We start from the raw sequence: 22260 nt of genomic DNA on the forward strand, positions 1-22260 counted from the left end.
GCCCGCGCCGCGCCGCCGGGCGCGCGAGTTTTGACCCGCTCACCGGGATCACGGTGACTCTCGGCGCGGACTGCGGTAGACCATATCTGGGTCCACAAGGGCGAACACCAAAGGACGGCAGTATGACCGAGCGCGTTATCGACCAGGTGATGGCCCTGGCCGACCAGTTGCGGGGACAGGCGGCGGAAGCCGAGCGGATCGGCCGGCTCACCGACGACACCGTCAAGCTGATGAAAGGCGCCGGGCTGATCCGGCTGCTGCAGACCAAGCAGTACGGCGGGTTCGAGGCCCACCCGCGCGAGTTCGCCGAGACGGTGATGGCCACGGCAGCACTGGACCCGGCGGCCGGCTGGATCGTCGGCGTGGTGGGCGTGCACCCCTATCAGTTGGCGTACGCGGACCCGAAGGTGCCCGCCGAGATATGGGCCGACGACGTCGACACCTGGATGGCCTCCCCGTACGCGCCACAGGGCGTGGCCAAGCCTGTCGACGGTGGTTACATCTTCAACGGGCGCTGGCAGTTCAGCTCGGGCACCGACCACTGCGACTGGATCATCCTGGGCGCGATGCTCGGCGACGAGAAGGGCATCCCGCTGATGCCGCCGCAGATGTTGCACATGATCCTGCCCCGCAAGGATTACGAGATCGTCGAGGACTCGTGGAATGTCGTGGGGCTGCGCGGAACCGGCTCCAAGGACGTCATCGTCTCCGACGCGTTTGTGCCGTCCTACCGCACCATGGATGCCACGAAGGTAATGGACGGCACCGCCCAGCGCGAGGCCGGCATGACCGAGCCGCTGTATCTGATGCCGTGGTCGACGATGTTCCCGCTGGGCATCTCGGCGGCCACCATCGGCATCGCCGAGGGAGCGCTGGCCGCGCACCTGGACTACCAGCGCGAGCGCGTCGGCGCCACCGGGACCGCGATCAAGGACGACCCCTACGTCATGCACGCGATCGGCGAGGCCGCCGCCGACATCAACGCCGCCCGCCAGGAATTGCTGGCCAACGCCGACCGCATCTATGACATGGTTGCCGCCGGCAAGGAGGTGTCGTTCGCCGACCGCGCGGCCGGTCGCCGCACCCAGGTTCGCGCGGTGTGGCGCGCGGTGGCCGCGGTCGACGAGATCTTCGCCCGCTCGGGCGGCAACGCATCGCGGATGGACAAACCGCTGCAGCGATACTGGCGCGACGTCCATGTGGGCCAGATGCATGCGATTCACGTCCCCGGCACCACCTACCACGCGGCGGCGCTCAGTTCGCTTGGTATCGAACCACCCGAGGGTCCGCTGCGGGCACTGATTTAGGAGACGTTCATGGGTGACCTGAAAAGCCTTGGCTACGTCACTATTTCGACCAACGACATCGAGCGCTGGCGCCATTTCGCCTTTGGTGTCCTGGGCTTCGCCGAAGGCAAGGGGCCGGATCCATTGGCCCTGTACCTGCGGATGGACGAGCGAACGGCGCGGATGATCCTGGTTCCCGGCGACACCGAGCGGGTGGTCAACGTCGGCTGGGAGGTACGCGATCGCGCCGCCCTTCAGCGAGTCAAGGCGACGCTGGACGGCGCCGGCGTGGCCTTCAAGCAACTGTCACAAGAAGAGGCGGACGCCCGACGGGTCGAAGAAGCGATCACCTTCGAGGATCCGGCCGGCATCACCCTCGAGGTGTTCCACGGCGCGGTGCTCGACCACAGCCCGGTGATCACACCGTTCGGCGCCCGGTTCATCACCGGCGATCAGGGCATGGGCCACATCGTCGTGCCCGCCATGGACCCCAACGGGCTCTTCGACTTCTACACCGACGTGCTGGGTTTCCGCTCCCGCGGTGCGTTCCGGATCCCCGCGCCGCCGGAGTTCGGTCCGATCCGGGTGCGCTTCCTGGGCATCAATGAGCGCCACCACAGCCTCGCGATCTGCCCCGCCATGCATCAACGCGACCCCGGCGTCGTGCACATCATGGTGGAGGTCGACACCCTTGACGCGGTGGGGCAAGCGCTGGACCGCATCAACGCCGAAGGCATCCAGGTGTCGTCCACGCTGGGCCGCCACACCAACGACAAGATGGTGTCGTTTTACGTCCGTACACCGGGTGACTGGGACATCGAATTCGGCACCGAAGGCATGCGGGTCGACGAAACCTATTACACCGCAGAGGAAATCACGGCCGACAGTTACTGGGGTCACCAGTGGGTCAGTGACATGCCCGCGGCGATGCGACCGTGACGGCCGAGTTCGACGTCACGCCGATTCCGGCGGCCTCGATCACGTCCTGGGACGACGAGGCCGACGTCGTCATCGCGGGCTACGGAATCGCGGGTGCCGCCGCGGCGGTCGAAGCCGCCCGCGCCGGTGCCGACGTGCTGGTGCTGGAACGCACGGGTTCCTGGGGTGGGGCCGCGGCGATGGCGGGCGGATTCATCTACCTGGGCGGCGGCACCGCGCTGCAAAAGGCTTGCGGCTTCGATGATTCCGTCGACAACATGCGCGCCTTCCTCAACGTGGCGATGGGTCCCGGCGCCGACGAGGCCCGCATCGCCGACTATTGCGAGGGCAGCGTCGCCCACTTCGACTGGCTCGTCGATTGCGGCGTGCCGTTCAAGGCGGAATTTTTCTCCGAACCCGGCTGGGAACCCATGGGCGACCAGGGCCTGATGTACAGCGGCGGCGAAAACTCCTACCCGTTCAACACCATTGCCACCCCGGCCCCGCGCGGGCATGTCCCGCAGATGCAGAACAAGAAGCAGGGTGAGGCCAGCGCCGGCTACATGCTGATGAAGCCCTTGGTGCAGACCGCCGAGGCGGCAGGCGCGCGGGCGCTCTTCGACGTTCGGGTGCGGTGTCTGGTCGTGGCATCCGACGGCCGGGTCGTCGGTGTCCGGGCGCGGCGGTACGGCACCGACATGACGATCCGGGCGCGCCGCGGAATCGTGCTAGCGACGGGCAGTTTCGCCTACAACGACGCGATGGTGGCGCAATATGCGCCGCGGATCGCCGGGCGCCCGGCGGCGTCGATTGAACAGCACGACGGGCAGGCGATCCGGATGGCGCAGGCGCTGGGGGCCGACCTGGCCCACATGGATGCCACCGAGGTCGCCATCTTCATCGACCCGCAACAACTGGTGCGTGGCATCTTGGTCAACGGCCGCGGTCAGCGTTACGTCGCCGAGGACACCTATCCCGGTCGCGTCGGTCAGCTCACCCTCTACCACCAGGACAACACCGCGTACCTGATCATCGACAGCGACGCTCAGGACGAGGCGATGAACTCGTGGTCGCCCAAGTTCATGCTGCGGCCGGCGACCTGGGTGGCCGACACGGTCGCCGACCTGGAGCGCGACATGGGGCTGGCGCCGGGCTCACTGCAGGCGACCGTGGCCGCCTACAACGAGGGCGCCGCGCGCGGCGAGGACCCACTGCTGCACAAGAAGCGCGAATGGCTCAAGCCGATCGGGTCGCCGGTGGGCGCGATCGACCTGCGCGAGAACACCGGCGGGTTCACCCTCGGTGGCCTGCGCACCTCCCTGGATGCCGAGGTGCTGCATGTCAGCGGCGAGCCGATTCCGGGGCTCTTCGCCGCCGGCAGGTCCGCTGCCGGGCTGGCGGCCTGGGGTTATGCCAGCGGCGTGTCGCTCGGAGACGGCAGCTTTTACGGGCGCCGCGCGGGCCGCTCCGCAGCCAAGGGCTAATACCGCCGAACAGACATAAAGGTCCCCCCACGATCGGTGTGTCGGGGGCTTTTGTGTCTGCTCGGCATCGGCTAGCTTCCTAATAGGAATATTGCTACTAGGAGGACAGGTGCCGCCGACCGCCGCGCCCAACGAAACCCCAAGCGCCGTCATCGACCGCATCTCGCTGGTCCTCGACGCCTTCGAAGGGCCCGGACGGCTGACGCTGGCCCAGATCGTGCGCCGCACCGGTCTGCCGCGCTCGTCGGCGCACCGGATGCTGGAGCGCCTGGTGCAGCTGCGCTGGCTGCGCCGCAGCGGTCGCGACTACGAGCTGGGCATGCGACTGGTCGAGCTGGGCTCACTGGCCGTGCATCAGGATCGCCTGGTGCGGGCGGCCGCTCCGCTGTTGGGCGAATTGCACCGCGCGACAGGGCTTGTCGTGCACCTCGCGGTTCTGGATGGCCCCGCCGTCGTCTACCTGGACCGGATCGGCGACCGCGCAATCCCCACCAGGGTCGGTGGTCGTCAGCCGGCGCACTGCACCGCCGTCGGCAAGGCGATGCTGGCGTACTGCGACCACGAGGTCGACTTGCGGGACCGCAAGACCAAGTATTCGATTTCCACCAAATCTCAGTTGGCCGCCGAGATGGCCAAGGTGCGGGCCCACGGCGTTGCGTTCGAACGCGAGGAATCGCTGCTCGGATTCGGTTGTGTGGCGGCCCCGATCGGGGATCCCGGAGAACCGGTGGCCGCCGTCTCGGTATGTGGTCCAATGAGTCGCATGATGTTCGATTCCCGGCTGGCCGCTCCCGTACGCATGACCGCAATGGGCATTTGGCGCAACATCGAAGGCGGCCCCCAGCGAGTTGCGCCGACGCTGCAGCCGCTACGCCCCATTCGCTCGACGCGGCCCGCGCGCGCTGCTGTGCAGTACGCGTGAGCCTCGACCCGCAGCTGGCGCCCCTGGTCAAGGACCTGGACGCCGGCTTCCCGGCGGTTCACACCATGACCGGCGCGCAGGCCAGAGAGGTGATTCGCGCACGGTTCGTGCCGGCGCTGCAGCCCGAGCCGGTCGCCGAGGTTCGCGACCAGACCATCCCAGGCCCCGGGGGTGACATCCCGGTGCGGATCTACCGGCCCGACGGCTCAACTCTTCCAATCCTCGTGTACGCGCACGGCGGCGGTTTCGTCTTCTGCGATCTGGACAGCCACGACGGACTATGCCGCTCTTTCGCCAATCGCGTTCCCGCCATTGTCGTTTCGGTGGCCTACCGGCTGGCGCCCGAACACCGCTGGCCGGCGGCGGCCGACGATTTCTACGCCGCCATCCAGTGGGCCGCCGACAACGCGGCGAGCCTGGGCGGCGCCTCGGACCGCATCGCCGTCGGCGGCGACAGCGCCGGCGGCAACCTGGCCGCTGTCGGCGCGCTGATGGCGAGGGACCGCGGCGGCCCGAGCTTGGCCGCCCAGCTGCTGCTCTACCCCGTGCTGGCAGCAGATTTCGACAACGAGTCCTACCGGCTTTTCGGCAACGGCTACTACAACCCGAAGCCGGCGATGCAGTGGTACTGGGACCAGTATGTGCCCACCAAAGCCGACCGCGTTCATCCCTATGCGGTGCCGCTGCACGCCGAGCTGCATGACCTCCCGCCCGCCGTGGTGGTGATCGCCGGGCACGACCCGCTGCGCGACGAGGCGCTGGCCTACGCGGCCGAGCTCGACACCGCCGGCGTGCGGGTCGCGCGCGTTCAATTCGCCGGCGCCATCCATGGTTTCATGACCATGCCCAGCTTGGGCCTCGCGCAGGAGGCGCGGCGGCGCGCGAGCGCCGAGCTGAGCTGGTTGCTCGGATGAATGCCGGCGAAACGTTTTCCGGCGGCGTCGCCGTCATCACCGGAGCGGGCGGGGGCATCGGCGCCGCGCTGGCCCGGCACGCGGTGCGTCTCGGTATGACGGTGGTGCTGGCCGACATCGACGCCGACGCGATCGCGGCACTGCGCGGCGAACTCGGCGCCGCGGTGGACGTCGTCTGCGACGTGCGTGACCCGGCGGCCGTTTGGGACCTCGCAGAGCGGACCTACCGCGATGTCGGCCCGGTGCGGCTGTTGGTGAACAACGCGGGCGTCGAACAGTTCGGCTACCTGTGGGATACGCCGGTGGCGAACTGGCGGCGCGTCGTCGAGATCAATGTCAGCGGAGTCTTTCACGGCGTGCGGGCCTTTCTGCCGAAGATGATGGCCACCGATGAGCAGGCGTGGGTGTGGAACCTGTCGTCGGTGGGCGGGGTGCTGGCGATTCCGTTGCAGGGCCCCTACATCATGAGTAAGCACGCGGTGCTCGCACTGACCGAGTGCTTGTATCTCGACGTGCAGTCGGCCGGGCATGGCCACCACATTCATGTACAGGCGGTGTTGCCCGCAGCGGTGGTCTCCAACATCTTCGAATCGGCGGGTGGGGTGGACGAGGGCGGGGATGTCGCCGTCGCCGAGGCGCAACGCTCGGCCATGCTGGAAATCAAGGCCGGCGCCATGGACGCGTTGGCGGCCGCCGAGACAATCTTCGAGCGCGCCGCCGAGGGACGCTTCTATCTGCTGACCGAGCCGTCGGTCGGTGAGGCCATGGCGCAACGCGCGAATGTGCTTGCGGCGCAAAGGCCGCCAGGGCCGCCGAGTGTGAACTGAGGGCGAGCTTTTCGAGAATTTCCCGCCCTCAGAACACGTTCGGCGAGGGGGCGGTCCGCTATCTGATCACCACGGTGCTCGGTACCCGCGGGGAACCCATCATCTGCCGGTGTGACGGCGGCCGACGGCCGCCCTCGTCGGTGATGCCGTACCGCTCGGCCAACTCGGCGCCGATCAGCGTCTGCCCGCTCAGCTCCGCAAGTTGCTGATCGCGGTAGAGCGCATCGATCAAATAGCCAGTGAATTCCGGTGTTTCGGCATGCGCCGCCGTTTTGGCAAGCGCCTCGGGATGTTTCGCAAACGCCGCGCGCAGCTTCTCCGTCAACAGGATGCCCATCCAGATCGACACCGTCGCGACGCCGGTGCCTTGGAAGTCGACCGCCATGTCGGCGGCCATCTTGTCCACGCCGGCCTTCTGCGCGCCGTACGCCGGGCCGTGCATGTAACACACCGACCCCGGTGACGAGGTGAAGGCGATCAGGCCACGCTCCGAAGCCGTCAGCAGCGGGGCGGCATACCAGGACGCGACATAGGATGAGCGCAGACCGACATCCAGCACGTCGGCCAATCCAAGCGGCTTCTCCCAGAACGGCTTTGGGCTCACCAGGTCATCGGAGATGGCGGCGGCGTTGTTGACCAGCAGGTCCAGCCGGCCACTGTCTTGGCGCACCCGCTCGAATAGGGCGGCCACCGCGGCATCGTCGCGGTGGTCGATCGGGACGGCGATTCCGCCGGCCGGCGCATCGACGATGCTGCGGCCCGTGGCATACACCTGCCAGCCCCGCGCGGACAACGCGGCAGCGATGCCGTATCCGGCGCCGCGGCTGGCCCCGGTCACCACCGCGACGGGCCCGCTCATGATGCGTCGACCATCGCCTCGACCTCTTTCATCCACGCCTCCCGTCGACGCCAGACAACGTCATACCCGACGATTTAACTCCGCTGAGCGGGCCCGCGGCGGGACTGTTCCGCTCATCAGGACGGCTCTTTCTCCGCTGCGCCGCGACGGCATACGGTTCCACCATGACTCCGCACAACACCGCGGTGGACCTGCTGGTGATCGGGTCGGGCACCGGCATGGCCGCGGCCCTGGCCGCGCACGAACTGGGGCTGTCGGTGCTGATTGTGGAGAAGTCCTCGTACGTGGGTGGGTCCACCGCCCGGTCCGGCGGGGCATTGTGGTTTCCCGCCAGCCCGGTGCTGGCCGAGGGCGGCGCCCACGACACCGCCGAGCGCGCGGCCACCTACCTGGATGCGGTGGTCGCCGGATCGGCGCCCCGGCTGCGATCGACCGCGTTTGTCAACCATGTGCCGGCGACGGTCGAGATGCTGCGCCGGACGACTCCGCTGCGATTTTTCTGGGCACGCGACTACTCCGACTACCACCCCGAGGAACAGGGCGGCAGCGCGGCGGGTCGGACCTGCGAATGCCACCCCTTCAACACCTCGATCCTCGGCGAGCACCGCGGCAAGCTGCAGCCCGGCGTGATGGAGGCCAGCGTGCCGGTGCCGACGACGGGTGCCGACTACCGCTGGATGAATCTGGTAGCGCGGGTTCCGCGCAAGGGAATCCCGGTGTTCGCCAAGCGGATAGCGCAGGGCGTCGGGGGCCTACTGCTGGGCCGACGCTACGCCGCCGGCGGGCAGGGCTTGATGGCCGGCCTGTTCGCCGGTGTGCTGCGCGCCGGCATTCCGGTGTGGACCGACACGGCGCTGCTGCGACTCGACAGCGACGGCGACCGGGTGCGCGGCGCGGTCGTGCAGCGCGGCGACCGCGAGGTGACGATCACCGCGCGACGCGGGGTGGTGTTGGCCACGGGCGGCTTCGACCACAGCATGGACATGCGCTGGAAATTCCAGTCCGAGTCGTTGGGCGCCAATCACAGCCTGGGTGCCAGGGCGAACACCGGGGACGGCATCCGGGCGGCCCAGGAAGTGGGCGCCGACATCGGTTTGATGGACCAGGCGTGGTGGTTTCCCGCCGTCGCGCCGCTGCCCGGCAAGGAGCCCGCGGTGATGCTGGCCGAACGGTCGCTGCCCGGCTGCCTGATCGTGGACCACAACGGCCGCCGGTTCGCCAACGAATCGGCCGATTACATGTCGTTCGGTCAACGACTGCTGGAACTCGAACGCGCCGGCAGCCCCGTCGAGGCGATGTGGATCGTGTTCGACCAGCAGTACCGCAACAGTTATGTGTTTGGCGCCACGCTGTTTCCGCGGATGAAGATTCCGCGGGCATGGTACGACGAAGGCATCGCCAAACGGGCCGACAGCCTCGCCGAGCTGGGCGCCCAGATCGGCGTCCCGGCAGCACAATTCACCCAGACCATGACCCGTTTCAACGAAAACGCTTCGGCCGGTGAGGATCCCGACTTCGGCCGAGGGCGCAGCGCCTATGACCGCTACTATGGCGACCCGACCATCACCCCGAACCCCAATCTGCGCCCGCTACTTCAGGGTCCGTTCTACGCCGTGAAAATGGTGCTGTCCGACCTGGGCACCTGCGGCGGGATCAAGGCCGACGAACGGGCCAGGGTGCTGCGCGAGGACGGCGGCGTCATCGACGGCCTGTACGCCATCGGCAACACCGCCGCCAACGCGTTCGGCGCTACGTACCCCGGCGCCGGCGCGACGATCGCGCAAGGACTGGTGAACGGCTACATCGCGGCCCGCGATGCGGCCGGCCGCGATTAGTGGCGATCGAGGGGCGGGCGACGCGGGTCGCCACCATCAAGGTGAGTCGGTGGCGCGCCTGGCCTGGACCCGCTTCTCGACCTCGCGCCAGTAACCCGGCGTCGGGCGCGGCTTCCCAAAGCCGCCCTTGGCGGCCTTCTGTACGGTGGCGTCCGCCTCGTCAAGGTCCTTCATCAGTTCCAGGGCGAACTCGCGCTCGGCGGCGTAGTACTTGGCCGCCCACCGCAACGCGATCACCGAGTACGCCCAGGCCGGTTCGCCCTCGGCGCCGTCGGCGTCCTCGACCGCCTTGGCGTGGCGGGCTTCGGCGTAGGCCGCATACTCCTGCAGCACTTCCTTGAGCCGACCCGGGTCGGTGAGGTGGCCGAACGTCACCCGCAGCAGCACACTGTGCTTGAGCATCGGCGGGTCCACCGGCGCATCGTTGACCCACTCGATGGCGGCGTCCATCCCGGCCTGCGTGATCTTGTAGAGCCGGCGGGTGCGGGTGCCCTCATCGCGCTCGACGCGCGAGGTCACCAGACCGAGGCTCTCCAGCTTTTTCAGCTCGGTGTAGATCTGGCTGTACGACGGGCTCCAGTAGTACAGGTCGACGCTCCAGTCGATCCACTTCTTGAGGTCGTAGCCGGAGATCTCCTCCTCGTAGGACATCATGCACAGCAGCGCTCGACTGGTCGCGGCAAGCGCCGCGGTGGTCGGCTTTTCGCGCGCGGGGTCCACGGGGCCAGGTTAACAACGCGGTCGGCGCTGCATGCGTGCCAAGGACCGCTGACCGGGACACCGCGTTGCGGCCAAGAGCCGCAGTGCTTTTGGGCTATTGGCGCGCCAGAAATGCCAGTACGGTCGATTCGAACGCTTCCTTGGCCTCGATCATCGCCCAGTGCCCGCAGTTGGGGAACACGTGCAATTCCGCGTTGGGGATGGTGCGCATCGGAATGATCGACATGTCCAGCGGGCTCACCCGGTCGTCTCGTCCCCACGTCAACAGGGTGGGGGCGGCGACCTTGTGCATCGTTGCCCACGGCAGCGGCGCGTCCGACTTGGCCATCATCGCCGTCATCTTGGCGAAGGCGGCCTTGCTGTACATCCGTCGGGCGGACTCCAAGGCCTGGGGATCGCTGGCCAGGCCCCAGCGCTCCTCGATCAACTCGTCGGTGATCAGGGCGGGGTCGTACACCATGCAATTCAGCCAGTCGATCAGCCGCTGGCGGGTCGGGTCCTCGGTGAACTCTTGCAGCAACCGAATGCCCTCACTGGGTCCCGGGGTGAACAGGTTGGTCCCGATGCCGCCGATGGTGACCAACCGACGCACCCGCGCGGGATGTTGTATTGCCAGGTTGATTCCGACGCCGCCGCCCATCGAGTTACCGATGATGTCGAAGCGGTCGAGGGCGAGCGCGTCGATGAACGACATGGCCGCGCCGTGCGCGGCGATCATCGGATGACCGCCCAGGTCGGGACTCACGCCGAAGCCGGGAAATTCCAGCACCAGACACCGGAACTGCTTGCTGAAGGTGGGCAACACTCCGCGGAAGTTGCGGTGGCCGGTGACGCCGGGGCCCGAGCCGTGCAAGAACAACAGCGGCGGTCCGTCTCCGGTGTCGTAATAGCGCAACACTCCGGCCGGAGTGGCGATTTCATGCAAGTCGTCGTCAAGGGGGGCCACAGATCCTCCATCAGTGCAGGGTGCAACCCAACGAGCCTGCCATGCGCTTGTCCGCGCGGCCGAGGGGGTTCCGGCCACGATGCCAGTTCCGTGCTGTGCGGCATGCCACACCACGGTTTTCGTCCCGTTTACCCCAGCGCGGTCATCTCGTAAAAGAGGCGAGGTGCAATTTTGGTGCGGCACCCCTGCCGCACGACCGAAGGAAAGAAAGCTGTGCCAACGCGACAGAGCTCGACGAACTTCGATGTGGTCGCTCCGATCAAGGCGCGCGCGTGCGACGCGCTGTCCGCCGTGGTGCGCACCAAGCCCCGCAAACCCGCCCAGATCATGCGCAAGGGCGCCGAGCGCTGCTAGACGCTTCCGGCCGACCGCGCGCGTTCGCGCTTGCGGGCCCGGGAAGCACGCAGGTTCGCGGCGTTGCCGCACGTCTTGACGCTGCACCACACGCCGCTGTTGTTCTTCGACCGGTCGTAGAACGCCGACCCGCACCGGTGGTTGTGGCAGGTCTTGAGCCGGCGCCAGGTGTCGTGCTGCTGACTGAGCAGGATCTCACCCCACAGCGCCGACGCCAGCCAGCGCCAGCCGCTGCCCATGGGGTCCAGCCGCACCTCGCCGGTGTCTGAGAGGGCAAAGGTCCCGGAAACGGGGCGCACAGGCGCTGCGGGCGTTTCCCCGGCGACCAGCTTGGCGATCGTGCCGCGCAGCGCCCGAAGCTTCGCCAGATCCGCGTCGTCGAGCGCCGGCGGCTGCGCCCCAACTCCACGGAGCGCCGACCACGTCCGCACCGCGCCGTCGACCCAGTCGCGCGCCAGGGTGGCATCGGCCAGCAGGTCCGGGCCGTAGGTCGCGACGCCCATCGTGTTGAGGAAGTCGTGCACCAACCCCAGCCCGCCCGGGGCCGGCACGGCGCCGTACCGCTGTGATGCAGACCATGAAATAGACATAGATAAAGAGTACTTGACTATGTCGCAACGGTCAATTACGGTGACAGAAGCAAAGCTACTTCACCTAAGTCACAAAGGACGGGTCATGGTCAACATCAAGGGATCGACAGTGGTAGTCACCGGCGGGCAGCGCGGACTGGGCAAGGCCATCGTGGACGAGTTCTTGCGGCGCGGCGCGGCGAAGGTCTACGCCACGGCGCGCGCGCCGAAGCCCAGCGACGACCCGCGCGTGGTGAGCGTCGAGCTCGACGTCACGAAGGCGGATTCGGTTGCGGCACTGGCTGTTACGGCCGCAGACGCAGACATCGTCGTCAACAATGCCGGCGTGCTCGGTGCGCCGAAGCTGCTCGACGCCGACATCGAGGAGATCCGGGCGGTCTTTGAGACCAACTACTTCGGCGCGCTTCGGGTCGCCAAGGCGTTCGCCCCGGTGCTGGCCAACAACGGCGGCGGTGCCCTGGTGGACATCGCGTCGGTGTTGTCGTGGGTCGCCGGTTTCGGCGGCTACGGAGACTCCAAGGCCGCGCTGTGGTCGGCGACCAACTCGCTGCGCATCGAGCTGGAGAAGCAGGGCACGCAGGTCGTCGGCGCGCACCTGGGCTACACCGACACCGAAATGACCTCGGGGTTCGACGTGCCCAAGAACGACCCACGCGACGTGGCGCGCGAGATCGTCGACGTCGTCGAGCGCGGCGACGTCGAGGTGCTCGCCGACGACTTCACCCGGCACTTCAAGGCGGCGCTGTCCGGGCCGGTCGAGGCGCTGCGGGTCGAATAGCCGCGGAAATCTCACCAGTGCGGGGCCGGCGAGGAGACGGCCCCGCACATTGGTGTTTGGATTGGTCGCATGGAACCCGAACCCGAAGGCATCGTGCGCGCTACCCGGATGGTCTCGGCCAGCGCGGAGAAGATCTTCGACCTGATCGCCGACCCGGCGGTCCAGCCGAGCTGGGACGGCAACAACAATCTCGCCTCCGCCGCTCCCGGGCAGCGCGTCCGCCAGGTCGGCGACGTGTTCAAGACGACGTTGACCAACGGTGCCGTGCGGGAAAACCACGTGGTCGAGTTCATCGAGGGCGCCAAGATCGCCTGGCGTCCAGCCGAACCCGGAAAGCCTCCGCCCGGCCACCTCTGGCGCTGGGAGGTCAGCGAGATCAACCCGACACTGACCAGCGTGACGCACACCTACGACTGGACCGCGCTCACGGATCAGAGCCGGCTGGAGAAGGCCCGTTCGACGACGCCCGAAATGCTGCGCGAGTCGATGGACCGCCTGGCCATGCTGGCTCAGGGCAGCTGACCGACCCGGGTACCGTCCCCATATGGCTCTCCCGCAACCAGGAAAAGACCGCGCGGCCGTCATCACCGGTGCCTCGTCGGGCATCGGCGAGGAATTCGCCAAGATTCTCGCCCGCCGTGGCTACCAGGTCGTGCTGGTGGCCCGCAGCGTCGATCGCCTCGAAGAGCTCGCCGCGCGGCTCGGCGAGCCGGCGCACCCGCTGCCGGCCGACCTGTCCGACCGAGCCGATCGCGCGGCCCTGCTGGAGCGGGTCACCGCGCTGGGGCTGGTGCCCGACATCCTGGTCAACAACGCCGGGCTGTCGACGATGGGTCTGGTCGCGAAATCGGTTCCCGAGAAAGAACTTAACCTCGTCGAGGTCGACGTGGCCGCGGTGGTCGACCTGTGCAGCCGCATCCTGCCCGGCATGGTCGAGCGCAAGCGTGGCGCCGTCCTGAACGTCGCCTCGATGGCCGGGTTCGGTCCGCTGCCGGGCCAAGCCGCCTACGGCGCCGCCAAGGCGTTCGTGTTGTCCTACACCCACAGCCTGCGCGCCGAGCTGCGCGGCATCGGGGTCAGCGCGACCGCGCTATGTCCGGGTCCGGTGGACACCGGATTCGGCGACGCGGCCGGGTTCACCAAGGAGGAAGCCGAAAACAGCCTGCCGCGGGTGATGTGGGTCCCGGCCGACCGGGTGGCCCAGGCCGGAATCGACGGGCTGGCGGCCGGTAAGGCCATGGTGGTCCCGGGGCGGGTCAATCAGGTCGCCGGGGCCATCGTCCGGTATAGCCCACCCGAGCTGCTGCTGCCGATCTACCGGCGCAGCCACCCGGCATTCAAACGCGAGCGCTAACGTTCGTGCTGGCCCACCTGCCGCGCCCGGCGACGCGCCCGCACGGATGCGATCGTCAGCGCTTGCCGCGCACCCACTGAATCGTGCCGTAGCTCTTCACCCGCACGCTGGCGAAGCCATTGTCCTCCAACAGATCCCCGATCTCGTCGTCGTCGAATATGTGGGCACCGCCGTTGGGCACGATGCGCCAGAACCGGGCATTGGTTCCGACGGTCGGAACCATGAGGGCTAACCGTCCGCCGGGCCGCAGCACCCGCGCCATCTCCGTCAGGGCTGCGGTGGGATCGGGGACCAGCTGCAGCACGGCGATCGAGGTGATGGCATCGATGGTGTTGTCGCGCAACGGAAGTCGCTGCGCATCCGCCCGGATGAAGCCGACTTGCGGTCCGGATTCCGCGCGGACGGCGCGCGCCAGCATGGGCTCGGAGATGTCGACACCCAAGGCCAGCCCGTCCGGGCCGGCGGCGCGCGCCAGCGATGCGGTCACGTTGCCCGGACCCGAGCCGACGTCCAGCGCCGTCCCGCCTGGCGGAATGTTCAACCACTCGACGGGGTGCTGCCACGCGCTGAGCAACCGCCGCGAGATGGCTTGCGCGTTGTCGTAGAACATCGACCCGATCGACGAAGACCAGGCCGCCTGGATCACGCCGGTGTTTTTCGCGACGGTCGCGTCCAGCAGATCGAGGTAACCCTTGCTCACGTCGGGGTCCGCGGGCGGATCGGTCAGTAGGTCCAGCGCCCGGCGCAGCGCCGGGGGCAGCGAGACGTGCACGTCGGTCATGCGTACTCCTTCTAATCGGGGGTTATCTCCGGACGACCGCGTGCTCGCGCACCAGGGCGCACAGCTGCCAGTGGCCCGGCACCCCCTTAAGGGCGTATTCGCCGCGGTCGGCGAACCGGTGGCGTGATCCGGTGACGATGTCACGCACCGTCGAGGACACCAGGACCTCGCCGGGGCCGGCCAGCGCTGCCACCCGCGCCCCAATATGCACGGCCATGCCGGCTATGTCGTCTCTTGAGTCATCCTTTTGCGACGTGCCGCGCACCTCGACCTCGCCGGCGTGAATGCCGATTCGCACGTCGATACCCAAAACCCTTACCGCGTCGACGATTTCGTCGGCGCATGCTAGCGCGGCGCTGGGGCTGGTGAACGTCGCGACGAAACCGTCTCCGGCGGTGTTGACTTCGCGGCCCGCGAACCGCTGCAGTTGGTGGCGCACGATGGTGTCGTGGTTGTCCAGCAGGTCGCGCCATCGGTCGTCGCCGAGCACGGCGGCGCGCTCGGTGGAGCCGACGATGTCGGTGAACACGATCGTGGTGAGCACCCGCTCGGTATCCGAGACACCTCGCACGCCGGTGATGAATTCCTCGATCTCGTCGAGCATCGGCGCGGTGTCGCCAACCCAGTACAGCGAATCTTGGCCCGGTAGTTCGACGAAGCGCGACCCGGCGATGTGCTCGGCCAGGTAAAGGCCGTGTGAGATCGGGCTGAAATTGGGGTTGTCGCGGTGCAGGATCAGCGTGGGCACGGTGATGCGGTCCAAGGTGTCGCGGACGTCGCCCTCTCTGATCTTCATGATGAACGCCCGCGCCATGCTGGGCGACGCGGCGCGGTTGCCGGCGTGATCCCACCATGCCCGAAACGCGTCGTCGGCGGCCACCGAGGGAGCGATGATGCCGAGGATGTCGAAGCCCTGCTCGACCGCGTCGGGCTGGATCCCGACCGTCGTGAATGGATCGGTTTCGACGACGTCGCTGCCGATGGGGTAGTCGGGCGCGCGCAGCGTCCGCGCCGCGCCGTTGAAGATCACCAGGTTGTTCACCCGGTCCGGGTAATCGGCCGCGAGCACGAGCCCGGCCAGCGACGTGAAACCGGGGGCGAAAATGGTCGCCCGCTCACTGCCGACCGCGTCCATGACGGCGATCGCGTCCTGCGCCCACGACTTCGGCCCGATCTCGTCCACCGAGGAGACCCGCGAGGACAGACCGATGCCACGCTGATCGAACCGGATCACCCGGCCGAACGATGCCAGGCGCCGATGGAAGCGGTACATCGACGGCTCTTGGTCGACGGTGTCGATCGGGATCAGTGGTCCCGGCAGCACGAGTATGTCGGTCGGCCCGTCGCCGAAGACCTGGTAGGCGATGTCGGCCTCGCCGCTACTGGCGTACCGGGTCCGGGGGATCCCTGCGAACCCAGCCACCGCTACAGGCTAGTTCAGGGGCCCGACAAATGTCCCAGGCCGATACAGACCGTGCCGGGCAGCGGCGCGCTCCAGCTCCGCGCGGCGGCGGGAACCTGCAGCGGCAACACGGCAAACCCGCGGAACCGGAGGTTCGCCGATCACCCGGGCCAGTTCCACGCCGTCTGGCACCCCCGCGTCGACGAGGATCCATCCCACGTGTGGCTCCGCCGGGACGTGCGCACTATCGCCCGGGGCCCCGCCCACGCAAAGATGAGTGTTTCGCGGCTTGCCCATTCGGGGCACCCCGGTACGTCGAGCGGAGGAGAACGCGATGCAGATGGAGGGCAACACCGTCCTGGTCACCGGCGGCGGCACGGGGATAGGGCGCGGCCTGGCCGAGGCATTTCACCGGTTAGGCAACCAGGTCATCATCGCGGCTCGGCGCCGCGGCCCGTTGCAGGCCGTCGCCGAGGCCAACCCGGGCATGCAGGCCATGTCACTCGATCAGTCCGACCCCGCCGACATCCGGAGATTCGCCACCGAGGTGACCGACCACTACCCGGCACTCAACGTCGTGGTCAACAACGCCGGCATCCAACGGGTGGAGGACCTCACCGCCCCCGGACCCGGTGCGGCCGAACTGACCATCGGGATCAATCTGCTGGGGCCGATCCGACTGACCGCCGCGTTGCTGCCGTCGTTGCGGGCCAAGCCGCACGCCACGATCATCAACGTCACCTCGGCCCTGGCGTTCATGCCCAGCGCGCTCACGCCCACGTACTGCGCTGCCAAAGCCGCGCTGCACTCCTACACCGAATCGCTGCGCTTTCAGCTGCGCAACACCTCGGTCGCGGTGATCGAAATCATTCCGCCGCATGTGCAGACCGCGCTGCAGGGCGAGCGCGGCTTTGATCCCAGGGCGATGCCGCTGGACGACTACATCAGCGAGACGATGGCGCTGCTGCACTCGCAGCCCACCCCCGACGAGATCGTGGTCGAGAATGCCAAGCGGTGGCGGTTCGCCGAGCGGAACGGCGAATACGACGACATCTATCCACGCTTCAACGAGGCCATGACGTCCGGTCGTTAAGGGACCATTGCGCCGAACTTGCCGCCGGCTGAACGGCGCGCAATCACGTTGCTTGTCCCGTCCGGGATGCGACAGGATCGGGAACATGGCCGAGGTCGACTTCTCGCTGTTGGACGTCCCGCGGTCGGGGCCGATCGAGGACGCCGAGGCCTACCTGCGCGCCGCGATGGCCTGGCACTTCGGCGAGGACACCGGATCCCCGTTCTGGCTGCGGACGGCCCCGACGCTGAACTTCAACCCGCTGACCGACGTCAAGACCTCCACCGATCTCCGCTTGTTTCCCAACCTGCTCAGCGAGCTGCGGACCGTTCCGGTCGAGGACCTGATACCGCGCGGGTACGGATCCCGGCCGCCGGTGCCCCAGATCTTCGAATCCGGCGGCACCACCGGCGCCCCGAAACGCACTGTGCAGCTGCCGGATTGGGTCGCGCAGATCGTCGATTGGCAAACCGAGGACTTCGCCTCGGGTGGCTTTCGCCGCGGACAGGGCTTCCTGTGCCTGATGCCCAGCGGCCCGCACGGTGTGGGCTACTTCTCCCGCATGGTCTCGGAACGACTGGGCTCGATCTTCCACGCCATCGACATCGACCCGCGTTGGGTGAAAAAGCTGGCCGCCCGGGACGCCGCCGCGGAAGTGGCGGCCTACGTCGACCACGTCGTCGAGCAGGCCGTGTTCGTGCTGCAGACGCAGCATGTCGCGAATCTGCACACCACCCCGCCGCTGCTGGAGGCGATCGCCCGCAACGATCGGGTGGTGGACCTGGTCAACGCCAAGATCCGCTACCTGTTGCTCAGTGGCGCCCATGTGGATGTCGACACGCTCGATTTGTTGCGCGACATCTTCCCCGACACGACGATCACCATGGCGTTCGGCAGCACCATGGTTTTATCGCAGGCGGTCACCCGGGTGGAAGGCGACACGTTCATTTTCGATCCGCGCACGCCCTACGTCGTCTTCTGGGTGATCGATCCCGACACCGGCGAACCGATGCCCTACGGGCAGCGCGGTCAGGTGGTGATGAATCACATCAGCAAGGGCATGTTCATCCCGAACAACCTCGAGCGCGATGAGGCGATCCGGATGCCCGGTCCCGCAGGACAATTCAGCGACTCCGTCAGCGAGGTGCGTCCCGTGGCCAGCTTCGAGGGCGAGGCCGTCATCGAAGGCGTGTACTAGACATGACGCTCACAGCGGGTCTGGTGTGCATCGACGCGCTCGGGCCCGACGGGGAGTACCGCACCCGCAACCGCGAAGTCATCGCGACCACGGGCGGCGAACCGGTGGCCGAGCTGAGTATCGTTCCGCCGCTGTATGTTTCGCGGACCATCGGGGCGCAACGCAAGGTCCGCGCGCTTCCGGCCACACAGCGCGAAGCGGCCCTGGCCCAAGCGGCGCAGGTCTTTTCGACCCGCGCCATCGCGGGCCTCGATTTCGAGGCCTATGTCGGTCTGGCCAGCCGCATCTCGGGGCTGCCGATCGCGATCGCCCGCGCCGGCGCTCACAGCGTCGCCGACGCCGTCGCCGCCGCGGTCGACGCGGTGCGACCGGCGCAGCCGGTGGGTGCGGCGCGCGACTGGAACGACGACGGCACCCGTCGCGGCGGCGCGGTGTGGACACGGCGCGGTGAGGTGTTCGCGGTGCACGCCGCGGGCAACGGCCCGGGCGTGCACGGCCTGTGGCCGCAGGCGCTCGCGCTGGGCTACCGGGTGGCGGTGCGACCGTCGCGCCGCGAACCGTTGACCGCCCACCGGCTGGTTACTGCCCTGCGCCAGGCCGGGTTCCGCGCCGAGGACGCCGCCTATCTGCCCACCGATCACCACGGAGCCGATGAAATCATCCGGTCGGCCGACATCGCCATGGTGTACGGCGGCCAGGCCGTGGTGGACAAGTACGCGCACGATCCGGCGGTGCTGGTGAACGGGCCGGGCCGCGCGAAGATCCTGATCACCGCCGACCGGGATTGGCGCGACTACCTCGACGTCATCCTCGACTCGATCGCCGGCCTGGGGGGCATGGCGTGCGTGAATACCACCGCGGTGCTCTACGAGGGCGACCCCGCCCCGCTCGCGCGGGCCATCGCCGAACGGTTGGCGGCGATCGAGCCGCTGCCGACCGAAGACGAACGAGCGATCCTGCCCACCCAATCCCTAGACAAGGCAAGGGCTTTGGCGAGTTACCTGGCGGCCAAGGCTGGGGCAGGGTCTGGGGGGACGACACCGCTGCTCGGCGCCGACCAGATCGTCGCGCCCGTCGGGAGCGGGTTCGCAGCGCTGCGCCCGGCCGTGCATCTGCTGGCCGAGCCCGACGTCGACAAGCTCAACATCGAGTTGCCGTTTCCGTGCGTGTGGGTATCGCCGTGGTCGCGCGCGGCCGGAATGGAGCCACTGCGGCGTTCGCTCGTGGTGACCGCGATCACCGGTGACGACAACCTGATCGACGACCTGCTGGCCGAACCGACGATCGGCAATCTCTACTGCGGGCGCTACCCGACCTGGTACGGGGCACCGCACATTCCCCACGATGGGTTCCTGGCCGACGCCCTGATGCGCAACAAGGGCTTCATCCGCGACTGACGTGGCGGCGTCGTCCGCGCTGCCGGTAGCTTGGCAAGCGAGGAGCACGGTTAAGCCAGAGCCGCACCTCCGCATACCAGGTAAGTGCGAACGCGGCAGCGAAGGTGAACGTGATAGCAGAGGCGGTCAACGGGGCCATCAACAGGTTGGCCAACCCCGCACGGGTGTCCGATCCCGACAAACTGCGCAGCGTGGTCTCCGGCAAGACGATCCTGGTGACCGGGGCGTCCTACGGGATCGGCGAGGCCACCGCGCGCAAGCTGGCCGCGGCGGGCGCGACCGTGCTGGTGGTCGCCCGATCCGCCGAACGGCTCGACGACCTGGCGGCGGCGATCAACGCGGGCGGCGGGCGATCGGTCGCCTATCCGACCGACCTCACCGACGAGACCGCCGTCAACGAGCTGACCAAGCAGATCACCGAAGACCATGGTCCGCTGGACGTCGTGGTGAGCAACGCCGGCAAGTCGTTGCGCCGCTCGCTGCATCACCAGTACGACCGGCCGCACGACTTTCAGCGCACCATCGACATCAACTACCTGGGCCCGATCTGGCTGCTGCTCGGCCTGCTGCCGGCGATGCGCGACAACGGGCGCGGACACATCGTGAACGTGTCGAGCGTCGGCGCCCGCGTCGTGCCCGGCCCGCAGTGGGGCGCGTATCAAGCGTCCAAAGGCGCCTTCGACCGCTGGCTGCGCAGCGTGGCACCGGAGCTGCACGCCGACGGCGTGGACGTAACCTCGGTCTTCTTCGCGTTGGTTCGCACCCGCATGATCGAGCCCACGCCGATGCTGGGCAAACTTCCGGCCATGGATCCGGACCAGGCCGCCGACGCGATCGCCAAGGCGATCATCGAGCGTCCCCGGACGGTCGAGCCGCCGTGGCTGTGGCCGGCCGAACTGGCGTCGGTGCTGCTGGCAGGGCCCGCCGATCGCGCGGCCCGGCTGTGGCACCGCAGATACTTCGCCGGGAGCTCGGCATGACCGGCGCAGTGGCCACCACGGCGGCGCGCGCGCTGGTGTCGTGCGGGTTGCTCGGCCCGCCCGCACCGATCGCCGTGCTTCGGCTGATCCGGGAGGTGTACCGAGGTGTCGCGAAGGGGGGCACGAACCTGTACACCCTGTTCGCGATCGCCGCGGCGCGCTGGCCGCACCGCGCCGCGATCATCGACGACGACGGCGCGCTCAGCTACCGCGAGTTGCAAGCGAAGATCGAAACGCTGGCACGCGAGCTCCATCGCGCCGAGCTTGGCGCACGACAGGCGGTCGGCGTCATGTGCCGCAACGGACGCGACTTCGTCGCGGCGGTGTTCGCCACCAGCCTGGTGGGCGCCGACATCGTACTGGTGAATACCGAGTTCCGCGCCGACGCGCTGCGCGGTGCGCTGGGTTCGCACCAAATCACGACGTTGTTCTGCGACAACGAATTCGCCGAACGGATACGCGACGCCGACGGGTCCATCCGGACCATCGATCCGGCGACCGTGCGGATCCGATACGACGAGCCGCGGCCCAAGGTCGCGCGGTCCGGACGGCTCGTGCTGCTGACCTCGGGCACCACCGGCGTGCCCAAGGGCGTGCCGCGCGTGCCCCGACTGAGTTCGGGCCTGGGCGTCGGTGTGACACTCATCGAGCGCACCGGGTTGCGCGTGGGATCGCGAATTGCGGTGGCGGTCCCGATGTTTCATGGTCTGGGGTTCGGCATGCTGATGCTGACAGTGGGCCTGGGCGGCACGGTGCTGACCCATCGGCGCTTTGACGCCGAGACCACCCTGGCGCAGGCGTCGCTGCAGCGCGCCGACGCGATGAGCGTGGTTCCAATCATGCTGGCGCGCCTGTTGGACCTGCCCCACCGCGTGCGGGCGCGAAACCCCGTGCCGTCGCTGAAGGCGGTGATATCCAGCGGCGACCGGCTCGATCCCAGTTTGGGCCGACGGTTCATGGACGCCTACGGCGACATTCTCTACAACGGATACGGTTCCACCGAGGTCGGAATCGGTTCGCTCGCAACACCATTCGAATTGCGCAACGCGCCAGAAACCGTGGGCCGGCCGGTCGCGGGATGCCCGGTGCGCATCTACAGCCGCAGCGGCAAGCCCGTCGCGCCCCGGGTGACCGGACGCATCTTCGTGGGCGGTGAACTGGGCGCGGGCTACACCGGTGGTGGTGCCAAGGCGGTCATCGACGGGTTCACCAGCACCGGTGACATGGGGTACTTCGACAACTCCGGCCGGCTGTATATCGTTGGCCGCGAAGACGACATGATCGTCTCGGGCGGTGAGAACGTCTATCCGCGCGCGCTGGAAAACGCGCTCGCCGCGCACGACGACGTCGCCGAAACCGCGGTCGTCGGCGTGCCCGACGAGCAATTCGGTCGACGGCTGGCCGCATTCATCGTGCTGCGGCAGGGCAGCGGCCTGGATGAACAGGCGATACGAGAATACTTGAAGGACAAGGTGTCTCGCTTCGAGCAGCCCCGCGATATCCGCATCGTCGAGGGCATCCCGCGCAACCCCGCCGGCAAGGTGCTGCGCAAGGAGCTGGCTACCTAAGGAAAGGTCGCGGCGCCGAGCCCCGCCCCGCCGAGTGTGAAGCCACTGCGGAAATCAGCCGAAATTTGCGCCGCC

Annotated in this window: 22 protein-coding genes; 16 read left to right on the forward strand and 6 right to left on the reverse strand. The window is 68.1% G+C overall.

What is annotated here, in order from left to right; genetic code table 11:
- The first annotated feature begins 122 nt into the window (after positions 1-122).
- From G6N66_RS27650 to G6N66_RS27675, 6 genes are all read left to right on the forward strand, one after another.
- Complete coding sequence (locus G6N66_RS27650) at positions 123-1307, forward strand: acyl-CoA dehydrogenase family protein (RefSeq protein WP_085234025.1); 1185 nt, start codon at positions 123-125, stop codon at positions 1305-1307.
- A gap of 9 nt (positions 1308-1316) precedes the next feature.
- Positions 1317-2225, forward strand: a complete 909-nt coding sequence (bphC, locus tag G6N66_RS27655; RefSeq protein ID WP_085234026.1) for a biphenyl-2,3-diol 1,2-dioxygenase — start codon at positions 1317-1319, stop codon at positions 2223-2225.
- A complete protein-coding gene (locus G6N66_RS27660) occupies positions 2222-3688 on the forward strand; it encodes an FAD-dependent oxidoreductase (RefSeq protein WP_085234027.1) in 1467 nt (488 codons plus the stop codon). The genes bphC and G6N66_RS27660 overlap by 4 nt, the downstream gene beginning before the upstream one ends.
- 109 nt (positions 3689-3797) lie before the next feature.
- Positions 3798-4610 (forward strand): IclR family transcriptional regulator, encoded by an 813-nt coding sequence (locus G6N66_RS27665; RefSeq protein ID WP_085234028.1) that lies wholly within the window; start codon positions 3798-3800, stop codon positions 4608-4610.
- Positions 4607-5524: an alpha/beta hydrolase gene (locus G6N66_RS27670; protein ID WP_085234029.1), complete on the forward strand. Its 918-nt coding sequence runs from the start codon at positions 4607-4609 to the stop codon at positions 5522-5524. The genes G6N66_RS27665 and G6N66_RS27670 overlap by 4 nt, the downstream gene beginning before the upstream one ends.
- Entirely contained in the window at positions 5521-6351 is an 831-nt protein-coding gene (locus tag G6N66_RS27675; RefSeq protein ID WP_085234030.1) for an SDR family NAD(P)-dependent oxidoreductase, read from the forward strand. Before G6N66_RS27670 ends, G6N66_RS27675 begins: the two co-directional genes overlap by 4 nt.
- Before the next feature lie 58 nt (positions 6352-6409).
- Here the strand turns inward: G6N66_RS27675 and G6N66_RS27680 are convergent, their stop codons facing one another.
- Positions 6410-7210: an SDR family NAD(P)-dependent oxidoreductase gene (locus tag G6N66_RS27680; protein WP_085234031.1), complete on the reverse strand. Its 801-nt coding sequence runs from the start codon at positions 7208-7210 to the stop codon at positions 6410-6412.
- 164 nt (positions 7211-7374) lie between these two features.
- On the opposite strand from G6N66_RS27680, the gene G6N66_RS27685 reads away from it, so the two are divergent.
- Entirely contained in the window at positions 7375-9045 is a 1671-nt protein-coding gene (locus tag G6N66_RS27685; protein WP_139825302.1) for a 3-ketosteroid-delta-1-dehydrogenase, read from the forward strand.
- A 36-nt stretch (positions 9046-9081) separates the two neighbouring features.
- Here the strand turns inward: G6N66_RS27685 and G6N66_RS27690 are convergent, their stop codons facing one another.
- On the reverse strand, positions 9082-9699 hold the full coding sequence (locus G6N66_RS27690) for a helix-turn-helix transcriptional regulator (protein WP_276013056.1): 618 nt from the start codon (positions 9697-9699) through the stop codon (positions 9082-9084).
- 160 nt (positions 9700-9859) lie between these two features.
- On the reverse strand, positions 9860-10711 hold the full coding sequence (locus G6N66_RS27695) for an alpha/beta fold hydrolase (RefSeq protein ID WP_085234033.1): 852 nt from the start codon (positions 10709-10711) through the stop codon (positions 9860-9862).
- Between the two features lie 213 nt (positions 10712-10924).
- Here G6N66_RS27695 and G6N66_RS28935 point away from each other — a divergent pair, with 213 nt between their 5' ends.
- On the forward strand, positions 10925-11065 hold the full coding sequence (locus G6N66_RS28935) for a hypothetical protein (RefSeq protein WP_169721525.1): 141 nt from the start codon (positions 10925-10927) through the stop codon (positions 11063-11065).
- Here the strand turns inward: G6N66_RS28935 and G6N66_RS27700 are convergent.
- Positions 11062-11655, reverse strand: a complete 594-nt coding sequence (locus tag G6N66_RS27700) for a CGNR zinc finger domain-containing protein (RefSeq protein ID WP_232079436.1) — start codon at positions 11653-11655, stop codon at positions 11062-11064. The two genes, G6N66_RS28935 and G6N66_RS27700, sit on opposite strands and share 4 nt — an antisense overlap.
- 85 nt (positions 11656-11740) lie before the next feature.
- On the opposite strand from G6N66_RS27700, the gene G6N66_RS27705 reads away from it, so the two are divergent.
- The 3 genes from G6N66_RS27705 to G6N66_RS27715 all read left to right on the forward strand — a co-directional run bounded on the left by G6N66_RS27705 (position 11741) and on the right by G6N66_RS27715 (position 13787).
- A complete protein-coding gene (locus tag G6N66_RS27705) occupies positions 11741-12433 on the forward strand; it encodes an SDR family oxidoreductase (RefSeq protein WP_085234034.1) in 693 nt (230 codons plus the stop codon).
- A gap of 69 nt (positions 12434-12502) precedes the next feature.
- Positions 12503-12955 (forward strand): SRPBCC family protein, encoded by a 453-nt coding sequence (locus tag G6N66_RS27710; RefSeq protein ID WP_085234035.1) that lies wholly within the window; start codon positions 12503-12505, stop codon positions 12953-12955.
- 22 nt (positions 12956-12977) lie between these two features.
- Positions 12978-13787, forward strand: coding sequence for an SDR family NAD(P)-dependent oxidoreductase (locus G6N66_RS27715; RefSeq protein WP_085234036.1), 810 nt, complete (start codon positions 12978-12980; stop codon positions 13785-13787).
- A gap of 55 nt (positions 13788-13842) precedes the next feature.
- Here the strand turns inward: G6N66_RS27715 and G6N66_RS27720 are convergent, their stop codons facing one another.
- Entirely contained in the window at positions 13843-14568 is a 726-nt protein-coding gene (locus G6N66_RS27720) for a methyltransferase domain-containing protein (protein ID WP_085234037.1), read from the reverse strand.
- 22 nt (positions 14569-14590) lie between these two features.
- A complete protein-coding gene (locus tag G6N66_RS27725; protein ID WP_085234038.1) occupies positions 14591-15991 on the reverse strand; it encodes an adenylate/guanylate cyclase domain-containing protein in 1401 nt (466 codons plus the stop codon).
- Between the two features lie 313 nt (positions 15992-16304).
- Between G6N66_RS27725 and G6N66_RS27730 the strand changes: the two genes are divergently transcribed.
- The 5 genes from G6N66_RS27730 (at position 16305) to G6N66_RS27750 (ending at position 22185) form a co-directional block, all read left to right on the forward strand.
- Positions 16305-17063, forward strand: a complete 759-nt coding sequence (locus G6N66_RS27730) for an SDR family oxidoreductase (protein WP_085234039.1) — start codon at positions 16305-16307, stop codon at positions 17061-17063.
- A gap of 85 nt (positions 17064-17148) precedes the next feature.
- On the forward strand, positions 17149-18240 hold the full coding sequence (locus G6N66_RS27735; RefSeq protein WP_085234040.1) for an acyl-CoA synthetase family protein: 1092 nt from the start codon (positions 17149-17151) through the stop codon (positions 18238-18240).
- Between the two features lie 20 nt (positions 18241-18260).
- The gene (locus tag G6N66_RS27740) at positions 18261-19637 is read left to right on the forward strand and encodes an aldehyde dehydrogenase family protein (RefSeq protein WP_085234102.1); all 1377 of its coding nucleotides are present in this window, start codon (positions 18261-18263) and stop codon (positions 19635-19637) included.
- 104 nt (positions 19638-19741) lie between these two features.
- Positions 19742-20617: an SDR family NAD(P)-dependent oxidoreductase gene (locus tag G6N66_RS27745; RefSeq protein ID WP_085234041.1), complete on the forward strand. Its 876-nt coding sequence runs from the start codon at positions 19742-19744 to the stop codon at positions 20615-20617.
- Positions 20614-22185: an AMP-binding protein gene (locus tag G6N66_RS27750; RefSeq protein WP_085234042.1), complete on the forward strand. Its 1572-nt coding sequence runs from the start codon at positions 20614-20616 to the stop codon at positions 22183-22185. Before G6N66_RS27745 ends, G6N66_RS27750 begins: the two co-directional genes overlap by 4 nt.
- Positions 22186-22260: the final 75 nt, after the last annotated feature.

It is taken from the genome of Mycobacterium conspicuum, assembly GCF_010730195.1.
GTDB lineage: Bacteria > Actinomycetota > Actinomycetes > Mycobacteriales > Mycobacteriaceae > Mycobacterium > Mycobacterium conspicuum.